This window comes from Plantactinospora siamensis (assembly GCF_042434095.1).
Taxonomy (GTDB): domain Bacteria; phylum Actinomycetota; class Actinomycetes; order Mycobacteriales; family Micromonosporaceae; genus KBS50.
Map to the genome: position 1 here is coordinate 357,534 of NZ_JBHLUE010000026.1, position 23,556 is coordinate 381,089.

At 72.5% G+C, this 23,556-nt stretch carries 21 protein-coding genes; 12 read left to right on the forward strand and 9 right to left on the reverse strand.

Translation table 11 applies throughout. The annotated features are described in order from the left end of the window. The first annotated feature begins 75 nt into the window (after nucleotides 1-75). The 4 genes from ACFFHU_RS26960 to ACFFHU_RS26975 are packed head-to-tail and all read left to right on the forward strand — an operon-like array spanning nucleotide 76 to nucleotide 5,031. Nucleotides 76-1,326, forward strand: coding sequence for a sugar ABC transporter substrate-binding protein (locus tag ACFFHU_RS26960; RefSeq protein WP_377343105.1), 1,251 nt, complete (start codon nucleotides 76-78; stop codon nucleotides 1,324-1,326). A gap of 2 nt (nucleotides 1,327-1,328) precedes the next feature. Next, nucleotides 1,329-2,276 (forward strand): carbohydrate ABC transporter permease, encoded by a 948-nt coding sequence (locus ACFFHU_RS26965; protein ID WP_377343107.1) that lies wholly within the window; start codon nucleotides 1,329-1,331, stop codon nucleotides 2,274-2,276. Continuing rightward, nucleotides 2,273-3,082, forward strand: coding sequence for a carbohydrate ABC transporter permease (locus ACFFHU_RS26970; protein WP_377343109.1), 810 nt, complete (start codon nucleotides 2,273-2,275; stop codon nucleotides 3,080-3,082). The genes ACFFHU_RS26965 and ACFFHU_RS26970 overlap by 4 nt, the downstream gene beginning before the upstream one ends. A gap of 8 nt (nucleotides 3,083-3,090) precedes the next feature. After that, the gene (locus ACFFHU_RS26975) at nucleotides 3,091-5,031 is read left to right on the forward strand and encodes a glycoside hydrolase family 127 protein (RefSeq protein ID WP_377343110.1); all 1,941 of its coding nucleotides are present in this window, start codon (nucleotides 3,091-3,093) and stop codon (nucleotides 5,029-5,031) included. A 197-nt stretch (nucleotides 5,032-5,228) separates the two neighbouring features. On the opposite strand, the gene ACFFHU_RS26980 is transcribed toward ACFFHU_RS26975, so the two are convergent. Together ACFFHU_RS26980 and map are read right to left on the reverse strand one after the other, a co-directional pair. Next, a complete protein-coding gene (locus ACFFHU_RS26980) occupies nucleotides 5,229-6,794 on the reverse strand; it encodes a putative Ig domain-containing protein (protein ID WP_377343112.1) in 1,566 nt (521 codons plus the stop codon). 93 nt (nucleotides 6,795-6,887) lie between these two features. Beyond that, entirely contained in the window at nucleotides 6,888-7,706 is an 819-nt protein-coding gene (gene map, locus ACFFHU_RS26985) for a type I methionyl aminopeptidase (RefSeq protein ID WP_377343113.1), read from the reverse strand. A gap of 77 nt (nucleotides 7,707-7,783) precedes the next feature. Between map and ACFFHU_RS26990 the strand changes: the two genes are divergently transcribed. The 3 genes from ACFFHU_RS26990 to ACFFHU_RS27000 all read left to right on the forward strand — a co-directional run bounded on the left by ACFFHU_RS26990 (nucleotide 7,784) and on the right by ACFFHU_RS27000 (nucleotide 9,510). Then, nucleotides 7,784-8,050, forward strand: coding sequence for a helix-turn-helix domain-containing protein (locus ACFFHU_RS26990; protein ID WP_377343114.1), 267 nt, complete (start codon nucleotides 7,784-7,786; stop codon nucleotides 8,048-8,050). A gap of 127 nt (nucleotides 8,051-8,177) precedes the next feature. Beyond that, nucleotides 8,178-8,714 carry a VOC family protein gene (locus ACFFHU_RS26995; RefSeq protein ID WP_377343115.1) on the forward strand — a complete coding sequence of 179 codons (537 nt, stop codon included), beginning with the start codon at nucleotides 8,178-8,180 and terminating at the stop codon, nucleotides 8,712-8,714. Beyond that, nucleotides 8,707-9,510 (forward strand): MerR family transcriptional regulator, encoded by an 804-nt coding sequence (locus ACFFHU_RS27000; protein WP_377343116.1) that lies wholly within the window; start codon nucleotides 8,707-8,709, stop codon nucleotides 9,508-9,510. Before ACFFHU_RS26995 ends, ACFFHU_RS27000 begins: the two co-directional genes overlap by 8 nt. A 167-nt stretch (nucleotides 9,511-9,677) precedes the next feature. On the opposite strand, the gene ACFFHU_RS27005 is transcribed toward ACFFHU_RS27000, so the two are convergent. Beyond that, a complete protein-coding gene (locus ACFFHU_RS27005) occupies nucleotides 9,678-10,538 on the reverse strand; it encodes a hypothetical protein (protein WP_377343117.1) in 861 nt (286 codons plus the stop codon). Between the two features lie 10 nt (nucleotides 10,539-10,548). After that, nucleotides 10,549-11,220: a hypothetical protein gene (locus ACFFHU_RS27010; RefSeq protein ID WP_377343119.1), complete on the reverse strand. Its 672-nt coding sequence runs from the start codon at nucleotides 11,218-11,220 to the stop codon at nucleotides 10,549-10,551. Nucleotides 11,221-11,313: 93 nt separating this feature from the next. Here ACFFHU_RS27010 and ACFFHU_RS27015 point away from each other — a divergent pair, with 93 nt between their 5' ends. After that, the gene (locus ACFFHU_RS27015) at nucleotides 11,314-11,832 is read left to right on the forward strand and encodes a VOC family protein (RefSeq protein WP_377343120.1); all 519 of its coding nucleotides are present in this window, start codon (nucleotides 11,314-11,316) and stop codon (nucleotides 11,830-11,832) included. A gap of 107 nt (nucleotides 11,833-11,939) precedes the next feature. On the opposite strand, the gene ACFFHU_RS27020 is transcribed toward ACFFHU_RS27015, so the two are convergent. Both ACFFHU_RS27020 and ACFFHU_RS27025 read right to left on the reverse strand, forming a co-directional pair. Further along, nucleotides 11,940-13,079: an MMPL family transporter gene (locus ACFFHU_RS27020; protein ID WP_377343121.1), complete on the reverse strand. Its 1,140-nt coding sequence runs from the start codon at nucleotides 13,077-13,079 to the stop codon at nucleotides 11,940-11,942. A 120-nt stretch (nucleotides 13,080-13,199) separates the two neighbouring features. After that, nucleotides 13,200-13,832: a TetR/AcrR family transcriptional regulator gene (locus tag ACFFHU_RS27025; protein WP_377343122.1), complete on the reverse strand. Its 633-nt coding sequence runs from the start codon at nucleotides 13,830-13,832 to the stop codon at nucleotides 13,200-13,202. 233 nt (nucleotides 13,833-14,065) lie between these two features. On the opposite strand from ACFFHU_RS27025, the gene ACFFHU_RS27030 reads away from it, so the two are divergent. Together ACFFHU_RS27030 and ACFFHU_RS27035 are read left to right on the forward strand one after the other, a co-directional pair. Then, nucleotides 14,066-16,525, forward strand: a complete 2,460-nt coding sequence (locus ACFFHU_RS27030; protein ID WP_377343123.1) for a ricin-type beta-trefoil lectin domain protein — start codon at nucleotides 14,066-14,068, stop codon at nucleotides 16,523-16,525. Nucleotides 16,526-16,661: 136 nt separating this feature from the next. Next, complete coding sequence (locus ACFFHU_RS27035; protein ID WP_377343124.1) at nucleotides 16,662-17,762, forward strand: serine hydrolase domain-containing protein; 1,101 nt, start codon at nucleotides 16,662-16,664, stop codon at nucleotides 17,760-17,762. A 169-nt stretch (nucleotides 17,763-17,931) separates the two neighbouring features. Here the strand turns inward: ACFFHU_RS27035 and ACFFHU_RS27040 are convergent, their stop codons facing one another. After that, a complete protein-coding gene (locus ACFFHU_RS27040; protein WP_377343125.1) occupies nucleotides 17,932-18,567 on the reverse strand; it encodes an RICIN domain-containing protein in 636 nt (211 codons plus the stop codon). A 117-nt stretch (nucleotides 18,568-18,684) separates the two neighbouring features. Between ACFFHU_RS27040 and ACFFHU_RS27045 the strand changes: the two genes are divergently transcribed. Together ACFFHU_RS27045 and ACFFHU_RS27050 are read left to right on the forward strand one after the other, a co-directional pair. Beyond that, nucleotides 18,685-20,454: an AfsR/SARP family transcriptional regulator gene (locus ACFFHU_RS27045; protein WP_377343126.1), complete on the forward strand. Its 1,770-nt coding sequence runs from the start codon at nucleotides 18,685-18,687 to the stop codon at nucleotides 20,452-20,454. Then, entirely contained in the window at nucleotides 20,418-21,563 is a 1,146-nt protein-coding gene (locus ACFFHU_RS27050; RefSeq protein ID WP_377343127.1) for a tetratricopeptide repeat protein, read from the forward strand. The genes ACFFHU_RS27045 and ACFFHU_RS27050 overlap by 37 nt, the downstream gene beginning before the upstream one ends. 4 nt (nucleotides 21,564-21,567) lie before the next feature. Here the strand turns inward: ACFFHU_RS27050 and ACFFHU_RS27055 are convergent, their stop codons facing one another. Then, nucleotides 21,568-21,948, reverse strand: a complete 381-nt coding sequence (locus ACFFHU_RS27055; protein WP_377343128.1) for a DNA polymerase ligase N-terminal domain-containing protein — start codon at nucleotides 21,946-21,948, stop codon at nucleotides 21,568-21,570. Between the two features lie 98 nt (nucleotides 21,949-22,046). Then, the gene (locus ACFFHU_RS27060; RefSeq protein WP_377343129.1) at nucleotides 22,047-23,501 is read right to left on the reverse strand and encodes an MFS transporter; all 1,455 of its coding nucleotides are present in this window, start codon (nucleotides 23,499-23,501) and stop codon (nucleotides 22,047-22,049) included. Nucleotides 23,502-23,556 lie beyond the last annotated feature (55 nt).

Here is a 23,556-nt window from a genome sequence, read left to right on the forward strand (position 1 = left end):
GCGGACCTAGCGTCTTCGGCAATCGTTTGCCTGATCCGGCGTTCGCCATCCCTCCGCCTGGCAAGGGGTACCGACATGACCGTCACTCGCCGCACTCTGAGCGCGGTGGCCGCCCTCTCCGTCGCCGTCTGCCTGACCGCCGCCTGCTCGCACGACGACCATCCCGGTTCCTCGTCCGGCACCGCCGGCCGGGCATACCAGATCTGGGACCCGTACCCGCAGTTCGACGACTCCTCCGCCTGGGTGACGCTGCTGCGCAAGTGCGGCGCCGACGCCGGCGTCACCGTCAAGCGGACCTCCTTCGACACCACGGACCTCACCAACAAGACGTTGCTGGCCGCCCAGCAGGGCAACTCTCCGGACGTGCTGATCGTGGACAACCCGGTGGTCTCCACCCTGGCCGAGGCCGGCGTGCTCACCAGCACGGCGGACACGAAGATCGACACCTCGGCCGTGGCGCCCAACCTGCTCGCCGCCGGCCAACTGGACGGCAAGACATACGGCATCCCGATCGGCGCCAACACGCTCGCGCTCTACTACAACAAGCGGGTGCTGGCCGCGGCGAAGGTCGACCCGGCGACGGTCAAGGACTGGGCGTCGCTCACCGCCGCGCTGGCGAAGGTGAAGGCCGCCGGCAGGAAGGGGATCACCTTCTCGGCCATCGGCACCGAGGAGGGCTCGTTCCAGTTCCTGCCCTGGTTCTGGGGCGCCGGCGCCAACCTCACCCAGCTCGACTCCGCGCAGGGCGTCGCCGCGCTGACCCTGTGGACCGACTGGCTCAAGCAGGGCTACGCGCCCAACTCGGTGCTCAACAACACCCAGACCACGAGCTGGCAGGAGTTCGCCAGCGGCACGTTCGGGTTCGCCGAGAACGGCACCTGGCAACTGGCCAACGCCAAGAAGGCCGGCTTCGAGTACGGGATCCTCCCGATTCCCGCGCAGGGTGGCGGCACCGCGCCGGCGCCGACCGGCGGCGAGTTCGTCACCGCTCCCGTGCAGTCCGACACCGGCCGGTACGCCACGGCAGAGAAGCTGATCGGCTGCCTGACCAGCGCCGACAACGCCCTCGCGACGGACACCACGTTGTCCTACGTGGCCGCCGCGCAGGCGGTGCGGCAGCAGCAGGTGGCGGCGAACCCGGATCTGCGGGTGTGGGCCGAGGCGGTCCAGGCGGCCAAGGGCCGCACCAGCGACAACCTGGGCACCCGGTACCCGAAGATCTCCGAGCCGATGTGGACGGCCTTCCAGGCGGCGCTGTCCGGGAGCAAGTCCCCGCACGACGCGCTGGCCGCCGCCCAGACCACGGCCGCCGCGGCCACCAGGTGACCATGGCCCAGAACGTGCTGGACCGCGCGCCGGCGCCGACCGCGGACCTCGGCCGCCGCCCGCCCCGCCGCCCACGGTCCGGGCAGTGGACGGCCTGGGCCTTCCTGGCCCCGGTGGTGGTCTACCTCGTCGCCTGCTACGCCTACCCGCTCTATCGCAACCTCGACCTGAGCCTGCGGCACTACACGGTCCGCTCGTTCGTGCAGGGCGGAGCCCCGTTCAGCGGCGTGGACAACTACCAGCGGGTGCTGTCGGACCCGACCTTCGGGCCGGCGCTGCTGCACACGGTGATCTTCACCGGCGTGTCGCTGATCTTCCAGTTCAGCATCGGGCTGGCCCTCGCGGTCTTCTTCACCGGGCACTTCAAGCTGGCGGCGACGCTTCGCGCGCTGTTCCTCGTACCGTGGCTGTTGCCGTTGATCGTCAGCGCCTCGACCTGGTCGTGGCTGCTGAACAGCGAATCCGGCCTGGTCAACGCCGCGCTGCGGGCGGTCGGGTTCGGCGGGGTGAACTGGTTGACCTCGCCGGCCTGGGCGCTGACCAGCGTGACCATCGCGAACATCTGGATCGGCATCCCGTTCAACCTGGCCGTGCTCTACAGCGGCCTGCAGGCCATCCCGGCCGACATCCACGAGGCCGCGGCGCTGGACGGCGCCTCCGGCTGGCAGCGGTTCTGGCGGGTGACCTTCCCGTTGCTGCGCCCGGTCTCGGCCATCGTGCTGCTGCTCGGGCTGGTCTACACGCTCAAGGTCTTCGACATCATCTGGATCATGACCAGGGGCGGCCCGACCGACTCGTCGACCACGTTCGCCACCTGGTCCTACCGGCTCAGCTTCGGCAACCTGCTGCCGCAGTTCGGCCCGGGCGCCGCGGTGGGCAACCTGCTGATCATCATGGCGATGGTCTTCGGCCTGCTGCACATCCGGATGCAGCGGAGGCAACCGTCATGACCCGGCCGCTCAAAACCCTGGTCGGCCTGCTGCTGACCGCGATCATGCTGTTCCCGGTCTACTGGATGGTCAACGTCTCCTTCACCCGGGACAACGACCTGCGGCACGATCCGCCGTACCTGTTCCCCGTCCACGGCACGGTCGAGGGCTACCGGGCCCTGCTCGACCAGCAGCTGCCCTACCTGGGGACCAGTCTGCTCGTCGGCCTCGGCACGGTGCTGCTCACCGTGGCGCTGTCGGCGCCGGCCGGCTACTCGCTGGCGAGGCTGCGGCCGCGCGGCGGCCCGGCGCTGTCGTTCGTCCTGCTCATGGCTCAGATGATCCCCGGGATCCTGATGGCCATGGGCTTCTACGCGATCTACCTGCGCCTCGGCGTGCTGAACAGCGCGGCCGGGCTGGTCCTGGCCGACTCGACCATCGCGGTGCCGTTCGGCGTACTGATCTGCACGGCGTTCATGTCCGGCATCCCGGCCGAGCTCACCGCCGCCGCGGCCGTCGACGGCGCCGGCCCGGTCCGGACGTTCTGGTCGGTGGTCCTGCCGGTCAGCCGCAACGCCATCGTCACGGTGTCGCTGTTCGCCTTCCTCTGGGCGTGGTCCGACTTCGTCTTCGCCACCACGCTCGACGGCGGGGGCGGCGCGCAGCCCGTCACGCTCGGCATCTACCGCTACATCGGCAACAACAACCAGCAGTGGAACGCGATCATGGCGACCGCCGTCGTCGCCTCCGTGCCCGCCACGCTGCTGCTGGTCCTGGCGCAGCGCTACGTGGCCGCCGGCGTCACGGCCGGCGCCGTCAAGGATTGAGGAGCCCGATGACCGGCCCCGCCGCGCCCACCCCGTCCGCGCTCGCCGCCCTGCGCCCGCTGCCGCTGACCGCCGTCCGGCTGCACCCGGACGGCCTGCTCGGCGGCTGGCAGGCGCGCAACGCCGCGGCCACCCTGCCGCACTGCGTCGACCAGTTGGCCGCGTACGGCAACCTGGACAACCTGCGCCGGGTCACCGGCGACGCGGACGCCCCGTACGCCGGGATGTGGTTCGCCGACACGGACGTCTACAAGACGCTGGAGGCGGCGGCCTGGGAGCTCGGCCGGTCCGGCGGGTCGGCGGAGTTCCTCACCGACGTCGCGGCCCTGCTGGAGAAGGCGCAGGACCCGGACGGCTACCTCAACTCCTACTACCAGGTGGACCACCGCGACCGGCAGTGGACCGATCTCGGCTTCAGCCACGAGATGTACGCGGCCGGCCACCTCATCCAGGCGGCCGTCGCCGCGGCGCGGGCGGCCCCGCAGGTCCTGGCGTCCCAGCAGGTGGTGGCGGTGGCGCGTCGCTTCGCCGACCTGCTCGTCCGCCGGTTCGGTCCGGAGGGGACGGAGGCGGTCGACGGGCACCCGGAGGTGGAGACCGCCCTCGTGGAGCTGTACCGGCTCACCGGCCACCGGCCGTACCTCGATCAGGCCCGGCGCCTGGTCGACCTGCGCGGGTATGGTCGGCTCGGCCCGGGCCGGTTCGGTCCGCGCTACTGGCAGGACGACACGCCGATCCGGGACCAGACCGAGGTCACCGGGCACGCGGTACGGCAGCAGTACCTGCTGGCCGGCGCGGTGGACGTGGCGGTCGAGACCGGGGACAACGACCTGCTCGCGGCCGTCGAGCGGCTGTGGCGCTCGGCGCTGACCACCCGGACCTACCTGACCGGCGGGCAGGGCTCCCGGCACAAGGACGAGGGCTTCGGCGACGCGTACGAGCTGCCACCGGACCGGGCGTACGCCGAGACCTGCGCGGCCATCGGCAGCTTCCACACCGCCTGGCGGCTGCTGCTGGCCACCGGCAAGGCGCACTACGCCGACGAGCTGGAACGGGTGCTCTACAACGGCATCGCCGCCAGCACCGCGGTCGACGGCCGGGCGTTCTTCTACACCAACCCACTGCAACTGCGCACCGGGCACGACGGCTCGCACGAGGACACCCCCTCGCAGCGGCTGAGCTGGTACTCCTGCGCGTGCTGCCCGCCGAACCTGGCCCGGCTGATGGCCTCGCTGCACGCCTACGCGGCCACCGGCGACGCCGGCGGGCTGCAGCTGCACCTGTACGCGGCCGGCCGGATCGCCGGCCACGGCAGGGTCGTGGAGGTGCGCACCGACTACCCCTGGAACGAGCGAATCGCGATCGTCCTGACCGAGGCGGCGGACGGTCCGTGGACGCTGGCGCTGCGGGTGCCCGGATGGTGCCGGGACGCTCGGGTCACCCTCAACGGCTGGCCGGTCCGGGTCGCCGCCGAGGAGGGCTACCTGCGGTTGTCGCGCACCTGGCAGGCCGGCGACCAGGTCGAGCTCGTGCTGGCCATGCCGCCCCGGATGGTCGCCGCGCATCCCCGGGTGGACGCGGTACGCGGCAGCGTGGCGCTCGCCCGCGGCCCGGTCGTCTACTGCGTCGAACACGCGGACCTGCCCGCCGCCCTGGCCGGCGCGCTCTTCGAGGACCTCGAACTGGACGCCACGGAACCGCTGCGCCTGGTGACCAGCGACGGACTCGCGCCGGTCACGATCGGCGTGCCGCTGCGGGCCCGCGCCGCGCCGCCGGACGGGCTGTATTCCAGCTGCCACCAACCCGGGCAGGGCCGCCCGGGGGCGCAGCCGGCGCGCCCAGGGAGCACGCCGACGGCGACCGTCGCGGCCATCCCGTACTTCCTCTGGGCCAACCGCGCGGCCGAGCCGATGCGGATCTGGATCCCCCTGGCCACCCCGGCCGGCTGACGGGCCGTGCCGACGCAGTCGGAGGCGGAGGCGGAGGCGACCCGGTGGAGAGGCCGGCCCGGCGCCGGGCCCGACCGCCGCCGCCCGGTCTGCCTGCCGGGCGCCGGCGGCGTCCCGGCTTCGCGGCGCGGGGGAGGTGACCAGTGCTGTGGGTGCGGCTGGACGCCGGCACCCACAGCACCGGGGCGGAACGGTTGCTACGACAGCGTGACGGCGGTGTCGTCGATGACGAACGAGGTCTGCGCCGAGGAGTCCTCGACGCCGGTGAACTTCAGGGTCACCGTCGACCCGGCGAAGGACGACAGGTCAACGGTCCGTTGGGTGTAGCCGCTGGCCTTGTTGAGGTTGGAGTAGGAGGCCACCGTCGTCGAGCCGGCCTGGACGGTCAGCTTGTCGTACGCCGTGCTGGTGGTGGTCTCCGCGGTGTCGATGTGCAGCCAGTAGCTGAGCGTGGCGCGGCAACCGGCCGGGATGGTGACCGACTGCGACAGCGTGTCGGTGTGCGAGCTGCCGTACCCGTCCAGCCAGGCCTTGTAGGACCCGCCGTGCGCCGGCTGGCTGGACGAGTTGGTGATCACGCCGGAACTCGCCGTCCAGGAGGTGGCGCCGGACTCGAAGCCGGGGTTGGCCAACTGCTGGCCCGAGCAGCTGCCGCCGGGCGAGCCGATCGTCCAGCTGAAGCTGGTCGTACCGGTGGCGCCGGTGGTGTCCCGGGCGGTGACGGTCGTGGTGGTGGTCTGCGCCGTCGTCGGCGTACCGCTGATCAGGCCGGTGCTGGCGTTGATCGACAGGCCGGCGGGCAGGCCGGTGGCGCTGTAGGTCAGGGTCTGGCCGCTGCCGGAGGAGCTGGCCCGGATCTGCAGGCTGACCGGCGTCCCGGTGGTCGAGCTCTGGTTGCCCGGGTTGGTCACCGTCACCGTGTTGCCGCTGCCCGGGGGCTTGGTCAGCAGGCAGCCGGCGATCGACAGGTCGATCGTGTTGCTCGAGTTGAGGCAGGTGGTGAACCAGTAGACCTGCTGCCCGTAGCTCTGGCCCTTGTACGCGTGGGTGGTGCCGTCCGCGTCGACCTCGCACGGGTTGTTCAGCGTGCACATGGCGCCGTCGTCGTTGCCGGTGTTGTTGATCCCGACGACCTTGCCGCTGTTCGTGTCGATGATCGGCGAGCCCGAGGTGCCGTGCGTGGTGTTGCAGCCGCTGCTGTACCGGATCGAGTCGTGGAACGTCCAGGCGTCCTCGCGCAGGGTGGGCACGAAGCCGTTGATGGAGCAGTTCCAGATCTGCTTCCAGTAGCTCGACGGGATGAACATGCTGCTGCCATCCACCGGGTGGGTGTTGGAGATGGTCAGCGCGTCCACGCCGTAGCTGGACCTGATCGCCCCGAAGGTGCTGGTGAGGCGGTAGAGCGAGACGTCGGTGTTGGTCATCGTGGCGTACAGCAGCGTGTCGGCGCGTACCGTGCCGAGCGAGCCGCCGGAGGCGTTGAGCAGGGTGCCCGACCGGGTGCTGGACTTGTTCTGCAGCACCACGCCGGCGCCGGGCATGCCGCCCTCGTAGCAGTGGCCGTTGGTGAGCATGAGAGCTCGGTCGGTGTCCACTGAGGTGGGATACCGGACCAGCGCGGCCGAGCAGTTGCTCAGCGCGATGGTGGCGTTGAGGCTGGCCGCCTGGAGGGTGTCGGCGGCGGTGGCGGGGGAGGCGGGACCGCTGATCACGGCCGCGCCGAGCACGAGTGCGCCAAGGGTGCTGGCGATTCGTCGGAACATGGACGCTCCATGGGGGGTGGGGGATGTCGCCATGAAGCCTAGAGCGGATCTTGCTCGCAATGAAGACCGTGAATCCAAATCGATTGACGGCGGTCAGGAGGCCGCCCCGGGCTTCTGGACGGTGCCCGCCGAGGCGGTGCCGTGGCCCGGGCGACCGGTCAGCACCCGGGGGCCGTCCGTCGTGACGGCCACGGTGTGTTCGGAGTGCGCCGTCCGGGAGCCGTCGGCGGAGCGGATCGTCCAACCGTCCGCGTCCACCCGGATCCGGTCGGTGGAGCGGCAGAACCAGGGCTCGATGGCGATGGTGAGGCCGGGTTGCAGCGTGAGGCCGCGGTTCGGGCGACCCTTGTTGGACACGTGTGGGGCCTCGTGCATGGTGCGGCCGATGCCGTGCCCGCCGAACTCGCCGTTGACGCCGTATCCGTAGGAGTGGGCGACCTCGCCGATCGCGGCCGAGACGTCGCCGAGACGACCGCCGGGCCGCGCGGCGGCGACGCCGGCCGCCAGGGCGACCTCGGTGGCCTCGATCAGTCTCAGGTCGGCGGGGTCGGGGGTGCCGACGACGACGGACAGCGCGGAGTCGGCGACCCAGCCGTCGATGCCGACCGCCATGTCGATGCTGAGCAGGTCGCCGTCCCGCAGGACGTAGTCGTGCGGCAGGCCGTGCAGCACCGCGTCGTTCACCGACAGGCACAGCACGTTGCGGAACGGTCCGCGGCCGAACGACGGGGCGTAGTCCCAGTAGCAGGACTCGGCGCCGCGTTCGGCGATCCGGCGCCGGGCGTGGTGTTCGAGGTCCATGAGGTTGACGCCGACCGCGGCCACGCCGCTCAGTTCGGCGAGCAGCTCCCCGACGAACCGGCCGGTCACGGCCATCCGGTCGATCTCGGCGGCGGACTTGAGCTCGATCACGGCGGCCTCCCTCTGGCTGGACGGTATTTTTATACCATGCCGGCCCGGGACCGCCCGGCACGGGATATCCTGCCGGCATGGTTCGCCAACCACTGACCGCCGCACAGATCGCCGCGGGCCAGCGCCTCGGGACCGCCCTCCGGGCCGCGCGAGGCGGCCGGGGGCTCGTCGAGGTCGCGCTGGCCGCCGGCATCTCCCCGGAGACGCTGCGCAAGATCGAGGCGGGCCGCCTTCCCGCGCCGGCGTTCGGCACCGTCGTATGCCTGAGCCGGGCCCTCGACGTCCCGCTCGGCGACCTGGCCGACGTCTGGCTGGCCGACCTGCCGGTCCGGCAGGCGTCGTAGGCCGCCCGGTCCGGCAGGCGTCGTAGGCTGCCCGGTCCGGCAGGCGTCGTAGGCCGCCGGCCCTCGCGGAGCTTCGGAGGCCCGCGGGCTTGACCCTGACGGTGCGTGAGGCCGGAAGGTGAGGCGCATGAGCGACCATTACAACGCGTTCGAGATGAGCCCCGTACCCGTGCCCGGCCCTGACGCGGTCGCGCCGGAGCCGTTCCGGGGCATCTACGGGATGCCCGCGTTCGCGACGATCCCCACGGCCGACCTGGCCGGATCGGTGGACTTCTGGGTACGCGGGCTGGGGTTCTTCGAGCTGTTCAGCATCCCCGGCCGGCTCGTGCACCTGCGCCGGTGGGCGTTCCAGGACGTGCTGCTGGTTCCGGCGGAGAGCGTACCGGAGCAGCCGCCCGCGCTGAGCCTCAGCTTCGCGTGCGTGCTGGGCCAGGTCGACGCCATCGCCGAGGCCTGCCGGGCGGTGCGCCCGGACTCGGTCACCGGCCCCGAGGACACGCCCTGGAACACCCGTGACGTGCACGTGGTCACCCCCGAGAACGCGCGGGTGATCATCACCGCGGGCAAGCCCCTCGATCCGGACAGCCGGGAGGCGCGGAACCTTGCAGCGATCGGGATCACCCCACCGGACGCCGGCCCCGGCCACAATGGGGCGCATGCCTGATCCCGTCGACGCCGATGGCCTGACCCTGGGTCAGGTCTCGGCGCGGCTGGGCGTGACGGTCCGCGCGCTGCACCACTGGGACGACATCGGCCTGGCCCGACCGTCCCTGCGGACGGCCGCCGGATACCGGCTCTACACGGCTGCTGACCTGGAACGCCTGCACCGCATCGTCGTCTACCGGGAGATCGGTGTTGGCCTGGACCGGATCCGGGCCATCCTGGACGACCCGACCGCCGACGCTGTCGCCGCGCTGCGCGCGCAGCGCGGCCAGGTCACCGAGCGGATCGACCGGCTCCGGCAACTCGGCGACGGGCTCGACCGGATGATCGAGGCCCACGAGCGGGGCCCGCTGCTGACGACCGAGCAGCAGGCCGCGATCTTCGGCCCCGGCTGGGACCCGGACTGGGCCGGGCAGGCCCGGCAGCGCTACGGCCACACCATCCAGTGGCAGCAGTACGCCGAACGCGCGGCCGCGCGCGGCCCGCAGGAGTGGCAGGCGGTGGCCGACGCCGTGGCCGAGCACGAGCGGGCCCTCGGCGCCGCGATGGACGCCGGCGTCGCCCCCGGCAGTGCCGAGGCGAACCGCCTGGTCGAGCGGCACCGTGAGGTCTTCGCGGCGTACTTTCCGCTGAGCCGGCAGATGCAGGTCTGCCTCGGCCGCCGCTTCGAGGCCGACCCGGGGTTCGCCGCCCACTACGACGGCATCCGCGTCGGCCTCGCCGGCTGGTTCCGCCGGATCGTCGACGCCAGCGCGCGGGCCCACGGCATCGACCCGGACACGGCCGCCTGGGAGTAGCGCGCAGGCCCGGCGCCGGTCACGCCGCCCCCGAACGGCGACTCCACCACCGCCGATGACGGCGGCCCCGAACGGCGGCTCCGCCACCGCCGGTTTCGCCACGCCTGCCGGGTCCGACGGCCACGTCGAAGGACCTTCGCGCCATCGCCCGCAGCGCGGCCGTGCCGTCAGGGGCGGCGCAGCTCGGCGACCAGGGAGCGCAGCCAGGACTCGCGCATGGTGGGTTCACCGATGATCGTCGCGGCCAGCGCGAAACGGCCGTCGAGTGAGCGGCCATAGGCGACCAGAGCCAGTGCTTCGGCCAGGGCGGCCAACGCCTTCGGGTCCCGGGCGGGCTGCCGGGTGTCCTCATCCAGCCAGGAGGCGACGGGGAACGAGCGGGTGACCTTGTGCTGGTGGTCGCCGAGGTGACTCCACACCATCCGGTCCAGCGAGACGCCGATCAGGGCGCTGCGGGGCAGCAGTGCGGCCCAAGGGGCGGCTTGGTGCCAACGCCACGTGTTGGGGCTGGTCTTCGTCTGGCGGGTGATGCCGATGAAGCGGAGTTTGGTGCGGATCACCGACCAGGCCGCCCGCTCCTCGGTAACCCAGCTGTGCAGCAGTCGGAAGAGATTCTCATAGGTGCGGCCGCCGTACACGAGGTCAACGAACATAACGGGCCGTCGGCGGCGGGCGAGTCGGTGCGGGGTGATGCCCAGCTGCCCAAGGTTGGTGCGCAACTGCGCGACCTGCGCGGGGGTCAGGGCATCGGGGTCGCTCCACAGGGACAGCGGAAGCCGATGACAGCGGTCGCGCCAACTCGTGGCTGCCAGGGCGCCGCTCAGGAGGTCAAAGATGCTGTCGGGGGAGCGACCCACAAAGTACAGGTCTCCGTTGGCGCTGCGCGCGAGGCACTGACCGGCGCATCGGACGAGGTCGGGTAGGAACCACAGGTCCGGCTCGGGCACGGATTCCAGGAGGCCGCCGAGTTGGTCCGGGCGGACCAGGTCCCAGCGAAACGGTCCGGTCGGCTCCGGCTCTGCTGTCACCTGCGCGACCCTAGCCACGCGGCAGGCGACCAGCAGCCCACTTTGGGCCGCCGGCGCGGGTGGGGCGGATCGTCCGGCGGACGCCAACGGGATGGGCAGCGTTGCGGATGGCGGTGAGCAGCGGCGTGGCCGGGTAATCGGCCAGTCGCGGGTAGCGAGCGCGGTGGTACCAGTTCCAGTAACTGGCCGCCCGCTGACGGGTCCTGACGAGGAAGTCGGGGTTGGCCGCAGCGAAGCGGCCATACACGGCGCTCATGTCGTTGCCCGACACCGCAACATCGGCAAGCCCGTTGTGGATGTCTGCCACGATTTCCAGCACGTACTCGCCGATGAGATGGACGACGAACGGCGCGATCCATTCCAGGGCAAGTGGCAGGATCGCCTGGACGTGTCGCTGCCGCACATGCCCGTCAGGATGCCGGGTGTACAGGCAGTGCAATACGGTCCGCTGGTTCGGGGTCAGCCGCCGGATCGCGTCGGCTGCCGGTTCGTCGGCGTAGATCCGGTACGGGATCCGAAGGTCTTCGCTCCCGACCGTGACGACGCACGACTCCGCGCATGGACGGGGTGTGGCCGGCATCGTAGCCAGCGCGGCGGCGACATCGGCGGCCAGCACGTCGGGAAACGCCGCCGCAAGCCCGTAGGCGGTATGCGTGACGGGGGTTCCGCGGGCGTCGGACATGCTCCGCATTGTGCCGCGCGATCAGGTCAGGAACTGACGCATGCCGGCGCTATGGTCGGCACGGCTCGACTACCGCACGAGGGGAGCTTGGTCATGAGCAGCGTCGCACCGGACGGATACACCACCGTGGCGCCGTGGATCGTCACGCCGGACACCCGGCGGATGCTGGACTTCATCACCACGGTGTTCGAGGGGGCCGAGGCCGGACTGGTTCCCCTGGAGGACGGGACCATCGGCCACGCCGAGATCCGGGTCGGCGACACCGTACTGCTGGCCTTCGACCGCCGGCCGGGCTGGCCCGCCATGCCGTCGCTGCTGCGGGTCTTCGTGCCCGATGCCGACGCCGCGCTGGACCGGGCGGTGGCCGCCGGGGCCCGGGTGGTCACCGCGCCGGCCACCCACGCCTTCGGCCAGCGGGGCGGCCGGGTCCGCGACCCGTTCGGCAACATCTGGTGGATCAGCGCGGTGGTGGAGGACGTCGCCCCCGAGGTGGGGATGCGGCGCCTCGCCGAGCCGGCGTACGCCGCGGCGATGCGGGAGGCCCAACAGACCCTCGACCGGGAGTTGAGTGGTTCCCCGGCCGGTCCGGTGAGCCGCCCGCAGCTCCACTGAGCCGGCACGCCGGCACGCCGGCACGCCGGGGACCCCGGACGCCGGCACGCCGCCACGCCCGGGACCCCGGACGGCGGTCGCGGCCGCCCGGGGCCTCCGGGTGGTCGTCAGGGAGCGGTGGTCACGGGGGAGCGGTCGGCCGGGTCCGCGGAAGCGTGCGGCACCGGGTGGCTGCGCTCCAGGGCGGCGCCCTCGACGTCCACATTGGGCAGGATCCGGTCCAGCCAGCGCGGGATCCACCAAGCCGACCGGCCGAGCAGGTGCATGACGGCCGGGATGAGCAGCATCCGGATCAGGAACGCGTCGGCCAGCACGCCGAAGGCCAGGCCGAAGCCGAGCGACCGGATCATCGTGGTCTGCGAGAAGATGAAGCCGCCGAAGACGGAGATCATGATGATGGCCGCGGCCACCACCACGATCCGGCCGGCGTGTACGCCCTGCCGCACGGCGAGCCGCGCCGGGGCGCCATGCGCGTACGCCTCCCGCATGCCGGAGACCAGGAACAGCTGGTAGTCCATCGCCAGCCCGAACAGGATGCCGATCAGGATGGTGGGCAGGAAGCTGAGGACCGGCCCCGGATCGTGTACGCCGAAGACCGCGCCGAGCCAGCCCCACTGGAAGATGGCGGTGATGCCGCCAAACGTGGCGAACAGCGACAGCACGAAGCCGAGCGTCGCGGTGAGCGGCACGAGGATGGACCGGAACACGAAGATCAGGATGAGCAGCGAGAGACCCAGCACGACGGCCAGGTAGCGGGGCAGCGCGTCGGCCAGCTGCTTGGAGATGTCGATGTTGCCGCTGGCGCTGCCCGCCACGCCCAGCTGCACGCCGCCGGTCAACGGCGAGAGGCCGCGCAGGTCGCGGACGAGCTGCGCGGTGGATTCGCTGTTCGGTCCGCCCTCGGGGACGACCTGGTAGGCGAGCAGGGTCTTGTCCGCCGACTGGCCGATGGGCGCCACGGCCGCCACGTCGCGCTGGTCGAGCAGGACGTTGCCGACCCGGGCCTGCGCGGCGAGCAGGTCGTTGCCGTCGACCGCGCCGGGCAGCTGCGCGGTGACCAGCAGCGGACCGTTGAGGCCGGCGCCGAACTTGTCCTCGACGAGCTTGTACGCCTGGTACTGGGTCGAGTCCTGTGCCTCGGAAGACCCGTCGGGCAGTCCCAGTCGCATGGACAGGGCCGGGATGGCGATGACGGTCAGCGCGGCGAGTCCGGCGACGGCGGTGAGCGCCGCCCGGGCCGTACCCATCGGCCGGGTCGGCACCCTGGCGGCGTCGGCGTGGCCGATCCGCGCGCGGGCCCGGCGGCTGAGGATCCGGGTGCCCAGCAGAGTACAGCAATTCGGCCACGGTGTGGTCGCTCTTTTCTGCTAGTAGCCCTTGCGGGTGCTGTCGATGAGCCGGTCGAGCAGGTCGTGCCAGCGGGCCCTGGCGGCCTCGTCCGTGGCGGCTCCGGTCTCGGTGAGCCAGAGTTCCGCGATCACCTCGGTGCCGTGCATGAGGGAGCTGACCAGCAGCTCCGCCTCGAGCGGGTCGAGGTTGGGATTTCGCTCCGCCACCTCGCGCGCCAGCGCGGCCGTGGTGCGCGAGAAGGTCGCCTGGAAGATCTGCTTCGGGCGCGGGTCGGCCGCGCTGAAGCCGCCGAGCGCCCGCCACAGGAACGCGATCGTCCCCGGTACGTCGGTGGCGCGCAGGGCGGCCGCGACCGACTCGAACATCGAGGAGCGGCTGCCCGAGCCGGCCGCTCCGGCGGTGATCTGATCCCGCAGGCGGTCGATGACCACGCCGAGGACCTCGGTGCACACGGTCGTCACGACGTCGTCGACCGAGGCGAAGTGGTTGAACACCGTGCGCCGGGCCACGTCCGCCCGATCCGCCAACTCGTCCACGCTGAACCGCGCCGTGCCGCCGTCGGAGATCAGCGCCCGGGCCGCGTCGAGGATCGCCCGCCGGTGGCGTGCCTTGAGCGCCGTCCGGCGGTCCGGCGGCACGGCGTCGATCATCACAAACTGACACTAGGTGCATCGTTGCACTGAGGGCAACATGATGCGCGGCACACGCGGCTCCGCCGATCCCGCCGGACATTGACCGCCAAGGTCGGCTCTGCCTAACATATGACGTCCCCACATAGACGATCATCGACGAGGTGTCGACCTCGCGGGCCGCCCGCTGGACAGTGCCGTCGGGTCCCGTCTGGCGTCGCCTCGCGCTGGCGATGGCTGGGAGGACAGATCAGATGTTCGGCATCCGGAGAAACCCAGGCGGCGGCGGCGTCGGTCGCGTACGCCGACGGCTGTGGCGGCGGACCGCGCCGCTTCCGCACCGTCTCGCGGTGGCGGCGGCCTGCTCGGCGGTGGCGGCGGCGAGCGTGCTCACCGTGTCGGCCTCGCCGGCCCAGGCGGCGACCGCCATCACGATCAACGGCACGTCCGGCGGGCGGGCGCTCGACGGCATCGGCGCGGTCAGTGGGGGCGGCGGCAACAGCCGGCTGCTGATCGACTATCCGGAGCCGCAGCGTAGCGACATCCTGGACTATCTGTTCAAGCCGGGCTATGGCGCCGCGATGCAACTGCTCAAGGTGGAGATCGGCGGGGACACCAACTCGACCTCCGGCGCCGAGCCCAGCCACGAGCACGTCCGGGGCAGCGTCAACTGCAACCGCGGGTACGAGTGGTGGCTGATGGAGCAGGCCAAGGCGCGTAACCCCAACATCAACCTGGTGGGCCTGGCCTGGGGCGCGCCGGGCTGGATCGGCAACGGCAACTTCTGGTCCCAGGACTCGATCGACTATCTGCTGGCCTGGTTGAACTGCGCCGGCACCCACAACCTGACCATCAACTACCTGGGCGGCTGGAACGAGAAGGGCTACAACACCGGCTGGTACAAGAACCTGCGGTCCGCCCTGGACTCCCACGGCTACAACGCCATCAAGATCGTCGCCTCCGACGACTTCGGCTGGGGCGCCGCGGACGACACCCTGCGGGACCCGGCGTTCGCCAACGCCGTGCAGGTCTTCGGCAGCCACTACGTCTGCGGCTACCGCAGCGCCCAGAGCAGCTGCCCCAGCTCCAGCAACGCGATCTCGACCGGTAAGCCGCTGTGGGCCAGCGAAAACGGGTCCGACGACTACAACGGTGGGGCGCCGGCGCTGGCTCGGGGCATCAACCGCGACTACATCGACGGCAAGATGACCGGCTATATCAACTGGCCCGTCATCGCCGCCATCACCCCCAACATCCCGTGGGCCACCACGGGGGTGGCGGTGGCGCAGCAACCGTGGTCCGGCAACTACTCCATCGGCAAGAACGCCTGGGTGATGGGCCAGACCACCCAGTTCACCGCGCCGGGGTGGCGCTACCTGGACTCCTCCAGCGGCTACATCGGCGGGAACCGCAACAACGGCAGCTACGTCTCGCTCAAGTCGCCGAACAACAGCGACTACAGCACCATCATCGAGACGCAGGACGCCAGCGGGGCGCAACAACTGGACTTCACCGTCACCGGCGGGCTGTCCACCGGCGCCGTGCACGTCTGGTCGACGAACGTCCGCTCCAACAACAGCGCCGACTTCTTCGTCCGCAACAGCGACATCACCCCGAACGGCGGCCGCTTCTCGCTGACCGTCCAACCCGGCTACGTCTACAGCATCACCACCACGACCGGGCAGGGCAAGGGCACGGCGGTCAGCCCCGCCCAGAGCACGCTGAAGCTGCCGTACGCCGACAACTTCGACGGCTACGCCGTGGGCCGCGAGGCGAAGTACCTGATGGACCAGCAGGGCTCGTTCGAGGTCGTCGGCTGCGGCGGCGGGCACACCGGCAACTGCGTACGCCAGATGTCGGAGCAGGCGCCGATCTACTGGACCTCCGGCCACGCCGACCCGTACACGCTGCTCGGCGACCTGAGCTGGCGCAACTACACGGTCTCCTCCGACGTCATGCTGGAAAAGGCCGGGTACGCGCAGCTGATCGGGCGGGGCAACACGTACAACCACCAGGGACCGCAGAACGAGAACGCCTACTACCTCCGGGTCACCGACGGCGGCGCCTGGTCCATCCTGAGCAACAACACCAGCGGCAACTGGCGCACCCTGGCCAGCGGCAACGTCGCGGCGCTGGGCACCGGACGCTGGCACAACCTGTCCCTCACGCTCAACAACAGCACCCTCACCGCGGCCATCGACGGCAGCACCGTGGGTTCGGCGTCCGACTCCACCTGGGTCGCCGGCCAGATCGGGTACGGGACCGGCCAGGGCGTGACCGCCCAGTTCGACAACCTCACCGTCACCCCGGTGGGCACCGGCGGGGATCCGGGCCCGACCGGCCCGATCCGGGGCGCGGGCTCCAACCGGTGCCTCGACGTCAACGGCGCCAGCCAGGCCGACGGCGCGGTCGTGCAGATCTGGGACTGCAACGGCGGGGCCAACCAGCAGTGGACGGCCACCTCCAGCAACCAGCTCACGGTGTACGGCAACAAGTGTCTGGACGTGCCCGGCACCTCGAATGGCAGCCGCGCCCGGATCATGAGCTGCAACGGCGGCAGCAACCAGCAGTGGCGGATCAACTCCGACGGCACGATCGTCGGGGTCGGGTCGGGGCTCTGCCTGGACGTCAACGGCGCGGGGACCGCCAACGGCAGCGCCGTGCAGATCTGGACCTGCAACGGCGGCAGCAACCAGCAGTGGATCCGCGGCTGACCGCGCGGCTCTGATCGGGAACCGCGCGCCCGCACCGGCGGCCGGCCGCTCGCCCGAGCGGCCGGCCGCCGGCGTTACGGGTGGTTGCCGTCGGTCCTGCGGCGGCGGCCGTGGCGGCGTGCGGCAGGATGGCCGGGTGAACGCCACCGTCACCGGAATGGTCGAGCCCCCCTTCGCGCCGGTCCGCGAGGTCTTCGCCGAGCTGTGCGCCAGCGGCGCCGAGACCGGCGCCGCGCTGTCGGTCATCCACCACGGCCGGCCGGTGGTCGAGCTGTACGGCGGCTCGGCCGACGCGGCCGGCGCCCGCGGCTGGGCCGCGGACACCGTGGTGAACGCCTTCTCCGTGGGCAAGCCGGTGGCCGCGCTGTGCGTGCTGGTGCTGGTGGACCGGGGCCGGCTCGACCTGGAAGACCCGGTCCGGCAGCACTGGCCGGAGTTCTCCGGCGCCGACGTGCTGGTCCGGCACCTGCTGTCGCACACCGCCGGGCTGCCCGCCTTCCCGGTGCCCCGGCCCGCCGAGGCGTTCGCCGACTGGGACGTGCTCTGCGCCGACCTGGCCGCCACCGCCCCGGAGTGGCCGCCCGGCACGGCCGCCGCCGAGCACGCGCTGACGTACGGGCACCTGGTCGGCGAACTGGTCCGCCGGGTGGACGGCCGGTCGGTCGGCCGGTTCCTGGCCGAGGAGATCGCCGGGCCGTGGCGGCTGGACCTCGGCTTCGGGCTCGACGCCGAGGACCAGCGGCGCTGCGCCGAGCTGGAGTACGGCGACCCGGACTGGCCCCGCCGGATGATCGGCGCTCCCGGCTCACCCCGCCGGCGGATGGTCGGCAACCCGGCCGGTTACCTCGCGCTGGACGTCCTCAACGGGTCGCTCTGGCGCGGTGCCGAGGTCCCGGCGGTGAACCTGCACACCACGGCCACCGGGCTGGCGCGGTTCTACGCCGGCCTGCTCGCCGGCGGCGTCCTGGACGGCGTGCGGCTGCTGCGGCCGGAGACGGTGGCCGAGGCCGTCCGGGTCCGGTACGACGGCCCGGACCTGCTGCTGGGCCGCCGCGTCCAATGGACGCTCGGGATGCAGGTGGAGGACGACGGCACCTGGGGGATGGGCGGTCTCGGCGGCAACGTCGGGTACGCCGACCCGCGCCGTGCCTTCACCTTCGGCTACGTCACCCGCCGGCTGGGCGACTTCGACCGGGTGGACGCGCTGGTCAAGGTGGTCGAGCGGCTCACCGGCTGACCGTCTGTCGGTTGCCGTGGGCGCGGCGACGAGGCGGGACAAGGGATCCGATCGTGAAACCGAGCACCGCCCCGATCAGCGCCGCCGGTAGGCACCGGGCGGGTACGGCGGAACGCCCGGCGGTGCTGAGCCGCCGGGCGCGCCGCCGGACGGATCCGGCCGTCGTGGGTCAGAAGCCGTTCACCCAGATCTGCGCCGGTGTGCCGTTGCACCGGAAGAGCTGGACCGCCAGGCCGGCCTGCCCGGAGGCGCCGGGCACGTCGACGCAGAACCCGCTGTCGCTGAAGTGGATCCGCGACTCGATCTTGGCAACGGCAGGCAACGAGGTACCGATGTTGAACTCCTGGTTGCTGATCCGGGAGCAGGGCCACTGGATCACTGCGCCGCCGTTGACCAGGTCGGTGGCGTTGAGGCAGAGGCCGCTGAGTTGGTTGAGGAACGTGTAGTGGTTGGTGCCGACCCTGGTGAACTGCCACCCCTGGGCCAGGCTCTCGTTGCCGGTGAACGCGCACGGCGCCTGCACGATCTGCACGCCGGGCGCGGTGGACTGGCCCGAGGGCTCCAGACACAGCCCATTGCCGCTGTTCTTGATCTCGTGGAACGAACCGCCGAGGTACACCACCGGTGCGGCCGCCGCCGACCGCGCGCCCGCCGCCGCGGTCGACGCGGGCTGCGCGCCGGCCGGCACGGCCAGGCCGGCCACCGCCACGCCCGCCAGCAGCGTCGCGGCGATCAGGCGACCGGGGCGGCTACGGATGGCCCGTCGTAGCCGCGAGGCGAGCACGAGTGACAGGTTCGAATTCATTTTCGGTCCCCCAGTTCTGTCGGGTGCTGGACGGTGACAGCGTGTGCCGACCCTGTGGACGGATACGTTGCATCGTTGTTGACGGAGTGCGTCGCGGCGGCCAGTTGAGGGGTTGGCGTGCTGCAATTGCTCGGGCCGGTGGAGCTGGCGGGTGCGGTGGACCCGCCGGCCTGGTCGCCGCGGCAGCGTCTGGTCCTCGCGGCGCTGGCCGTCGACGCCGGCCGTCCGGTGCCGGTGGCGCACCTCGTGGATCGCGTGTGGGGCACCGAGCCGCCGCCGGAGGCGCACCGCACGCTCCAGGCGTACATAGCCCGCTGTCGGCGCCATCTCGCCGGCACGCCGGTGGCGCCCGGAAGCTTCGCGCGGATCGAACGCCGTGCCGGCGGATACCAGCTTCAGGCCGAGCCGGACCGGATCGACCTGCACCGGTTCCGGCACCTCGTCGTCATGGCACGGGAGGTGTCCTGCCCTCCGCCGAGAAGGATCGAGCTGCTCCGCGAGGCGACCGGGCTCTGGCGGGGCCAACCGCTCGCCGGCCTGTCCGGCGGCTGGGTGGAGCGCACCCGCCATGCATGGCGGCAGGAGCAGATCACCGCCGTGGTGGCCTGGGCCGAGGCCGAACTGACGGCCGGCGATCCGCGGGCCGTGCTGGGCGCGGTTACCGACCTAGCCAGCGAAAACCCCTGGTGCGAGCCGCTGCTCGCCGTGCTCATCAGGATCCTGGGCCGGTTGGGCCGGACCGCGGAGGCCCTGCGGACGTTCCAGGAGGTCCGGCACCGGCTCGCCGACGAGCTCGGTGTCGACCCCGGGACCGAGTTGCGGGACGCCCACCAAGCCGTGCTGCGGGGCGAGGTCGGCCGCGGGGTAGACACCAGCCCGCCGGCGACCGCCGCCGCCGCAACCGTAGAGGTCAACCCGGTGCGCGACGTCGACGCGGTCGCGCGGCCCGGTCCAGTGCCGGCGCAGCTGCCGCTGAACCTGGGCGTTTTCGCCGGACGTACCCGCGAGATCGCTGCGCTGGACCGCCGGCTGCCGACCGCATCTGCTGAGACGGCGCTGGTGGTGCTGTCCGGCACCGCCGGCATCGGCAAGTCCGCCCTCGCCGTACGGTGGGCGCACCGGGTCGCGGAGCGCTTCCCGGACGGCCAACTGTTCGTGAACCTGCGAGCCTTCGGTCCCGAACCGCACGGAGTGGAACCGACCGAGGCCATCCGCCGGTTCCTCGACGCCCTCGGCGTGCCACCGGACCGGATACCCGGCGGTGACCTGGACGCGCAGTCGGCCGTGTACCGGAGCGCGATGGCGGGCCGGCGGATGCTCGTCGTGCTCGACAACGCCGGCGAGGCCGAGCAGGTCCGGCCACTGTTGCCGGGCGCACCGGGCAGCCTTGTGCTGGTCACGAGCCGGAACCAGCTCACCGGCCTGCTCGCCCGGGACGGCGGTCACTTGATCACGCTCGACCCGCTGCCACCGGACGAGGCCACCGAACTGCTCGGCCGTCGACTCGGCGCGCAACGCGTCGCCGCCGAGCCCCGAGCGGTACGTGAACTCGTCGCCGGCTGCGGCCGGCTGCCGCTCGCGCTCGCGATCGTGGCGGCGCGCGCGGCCACCCGGCCCGACCGGCCTCTGGCCGAGGTGGTGGGATCGCTGCGCGACGGGGGCACCCGGCTGGACGCGCTGACCGACGTGGCCGACCCGAGCCTCGACGTCAGGGCCGGTTCTCCTGGTCGTACCGGGCCCTCACCCCGCCGGCCGCCCGGCTGTTCCGGCTGCTGGGCTTGCATCTCGGTCCCGAGTTCTCGCTCGCGGCCGCCGCCAGCATCGCCGGAGCGCCCGCCGCGTCGGTGCGGATGCTGCTGGACCGTCTCGTGGGTGCCAACCTGCTGACCGAACCCGTACCGGGCTGGTACGCGCTGCACGACCTGCTGCACGCGTACGCCGGCGACCTGGCCGTCGAGACGGACGACGCGTCGTCCCGTGCGGCGACCACCAGCCGGATGCTGGACCACTATCTGCATACCGCGCACGCCGCCGACCGGCTGCTCTACCCGGCCCGGGCACCGCTGCCGATCGGTCGGGCCGAGGCCGGTGTCACGCTCTCCCCACCCACCGACCAGCGTGCGGCGCTGGCCTTCCTGGACACCCACCGTGCCATCCTGGTGGCCGCCGTGCGGCACGCGGCGGCCCTCGGGCTCGATGCCCACGCCGCCCGGCTCGGCGCGACGGTCGCGGACTATCTCGACCGGCTCGGACACTGGCCCGAGCTGGTCCGGGTGCAGACCACCGCGGCGACAGCCGCGAACCGCCTCGGCGACCTGCCCGCCGAGGCGGAAGCCGTACGGCTGCTCGCCCGCGCCTACCACCGGATGGGGCGCTTCGACCAGGCCCTGTTGCACCTGCGGCGCGCCCTCGACCTCGCCACCCGCGGCGGCGACCTGGCCCTGCTGGCCAGGACCCAGCACAACCTGGCCATGCTGTGGGACGCGCAGGGCCAGCCCTCCCAGGCCCTCCATCACGTCGGCCGGGCCCTCGAGCTGTACCGGAGGGCGGGCGACCAGCGGGGTCAGGCACTCGCGCTCAACGGCGTGGGCTGGTGCCAGACCCGCCTCGGGGACCACGCCGCGGCGCTCACGGCCTGCGGTCAGGCGCTGGTGCTGCTGCGGACCCTGGACGACCGACCCGGCCAGGCCGACGCGTGGGACAGCCTCGGGCAGATCCACCACCACCTCGGCCATTACGAAGCGGCGGTCGAACACTATCTGCATGCCGTCCGGCTGTGCCGGGACCTCGGGCACCGCTACCGGGAGGCCGACACCCTGAGCCGGCTGGCCGAGTCCCACCAGGCCGCCGGCGAGACCGACGCGGCCCAAGGGGCCTGGCAACGGGCGCTGGTCATCCTCACCGAGCTGGAGCACTCGGACGCCGCGCACGTCCGTGCCCGGCTTGCCGCGGCCGCCGGGCAGGACCTCAGCGCGGCATCGGCCGACGCCACCTAGCCGGTCAAGGTCTCTGGCCGCCAGCGCCCTCCGGGGAGGGCTGGTCCTTGGTGCGGTGCAGCAGCCAGTCACGGTCGGTACGGATCAGCGCGTACCGCCCCGGCGCCTCCTGGCCGTGCAGGGTGAACAGCAGCCGGCGCTCGGTGCGGTCGTGCTCCTCCCACCAGCCGATGTCCGCGATCGACTTGTCCGCGTCGGTGTAGGTGAGATGGTCGAGGGCGTGGTCGGCCACCTCGACGGCCAGCCGGTTGCGGGCCGGGTCGTCGGGCAGCCCCCGGGGCAGCGCCCAGGAACGGAGCACCCCGTCCTCCTCCAGCCGGAGGTCGAAGTGGTGCGTGGGTCGCCGGTGCTCGTGCAGGACGAACGACGGCCGCCGCGGGGTCACGACGGTCCGGGCCGGGCTCCGGTGAACAGGGCCAGTTCCACCCCCGGATCGTAGCGCCGGACCGATGCCCGGCACGCCCTGTCCGACCCGGACCGGCATCAGGCCCGCCGGTCGGCGAGGCGGTCGGCGGCGGTCTCGGCGCCGGCCGCCGGGTCGGCCTCGTCCACCGGCGGACGCGCGCGGACCAGCGCGAAGGCGACCGCGGCGAGGGCGGCCACCGCGGCCGGGGCGGCCCAGGCCGGGTACGGGGTGCCGGTGGCCGGGCCGGGGATGCCGGTGGTGGCGGCCGCGGCCAGCAGGATGAGGGCGGTGCCGATCGCCGTACCGATCTGGGCGCTGGTGTTGTTCACCCCGGACGCCGTGGCGCGCCACCGCTCGGCCACCGCCGTACCCATCGACGTGGCCGCCACCGAGGACAGCCCCAGGCCGAGCCCGGCCACCCCCATGCCGGCGGCGACCAGCGGCGTCCAGGCCGGGCGCAGCAGCGGGGCGGCGACGCCCACACCGATCAGACCCAGGCCCGCGGCGGTGACCCGCTGCGGCGGCAGCCGCGTCATGAGCCGTGCGGCCGCGGCCGAGCCGGCGATCACCAGCACGCTCAGCGGCAGGAAGGTCACGGCGGCCCGGATCGGGGGGTAGCCGAGGGTGTTCTGCAGGTAGAGCGTGATGAGGGCCGCGACGCCGCTGGTCGTGGCGGTGTTCAGGAAGGCGCCGACGGTGCCGTGCCGGACCTGCGGCCGCCGCAGCAGCGGCGGGGGCAGCAGCGGCGCGGCCGATCGGCGGTCGGTCAGGGCGAAGAGCACGCCGGTCAGGGCCGCCGTACACAGGACCAGGACCGCGGCGAACCGGTGCGTCGCCTCGGTGAGCAGGGTGGCGCCGACCACCACGAGCATGACCGAGGCGGTGAGCAGGGCCGAGCCGACCAGGTTCAACCCGCCGGCCGCCCGCGCCGTGGCGCCGGCCGGCACCAGGGCGCCGACCAACGCGGCCAGCACGGCGCTGACGGCGAGCAGGGCCCAGAAGACGGTACGCCAGCTGCCGACCGCCGAGACGAGCCCACCGACGAGGAAACCGCTCGCGCCGGCCGCCGCGCCGGCGGCGCTCCAGGCCGCCACCGCGCGCGCCCGGGCCCGGCCGGCGCCCGTCACCGTGACCAGGATGGTGAGCGCCGAGGGCACCGCCGCCGCGGCGCCGGCGCCCTGCACACAGCGCGCCGCGGTCAACATCAGCGTCGAGGTGGCCGTCGCGGCCAGCAGTGAGCCGGCGGCGAACACGGCGAGGCTGCCGAGGATGCACCGGCGGTGGCCCAGCCGGTCGCCCAGCCGGGCGCCGAACATCAGCAGGCCGCCGAAGACCATCGCGTACCCGGTCGCCACCAGCGTGCTGTCGGCCGGCGTGCCACCGACGTCGGCCAGCATCCGGGGCAGCGTGGTCACCACCACGGTGACCGCCATGACGTCGACGAACTGCACCAGGCACAGCGCGGCCACCACGGCCCACGTGCTGGACCGCGGCGTGGTGGCGGGGGTGGCGGGACTCGTCGCGGGGGCCATCGGGCCGATTCTGCGCGATGACCGTCACCGGCACCACTCGGTGGGCCGGCCGCGG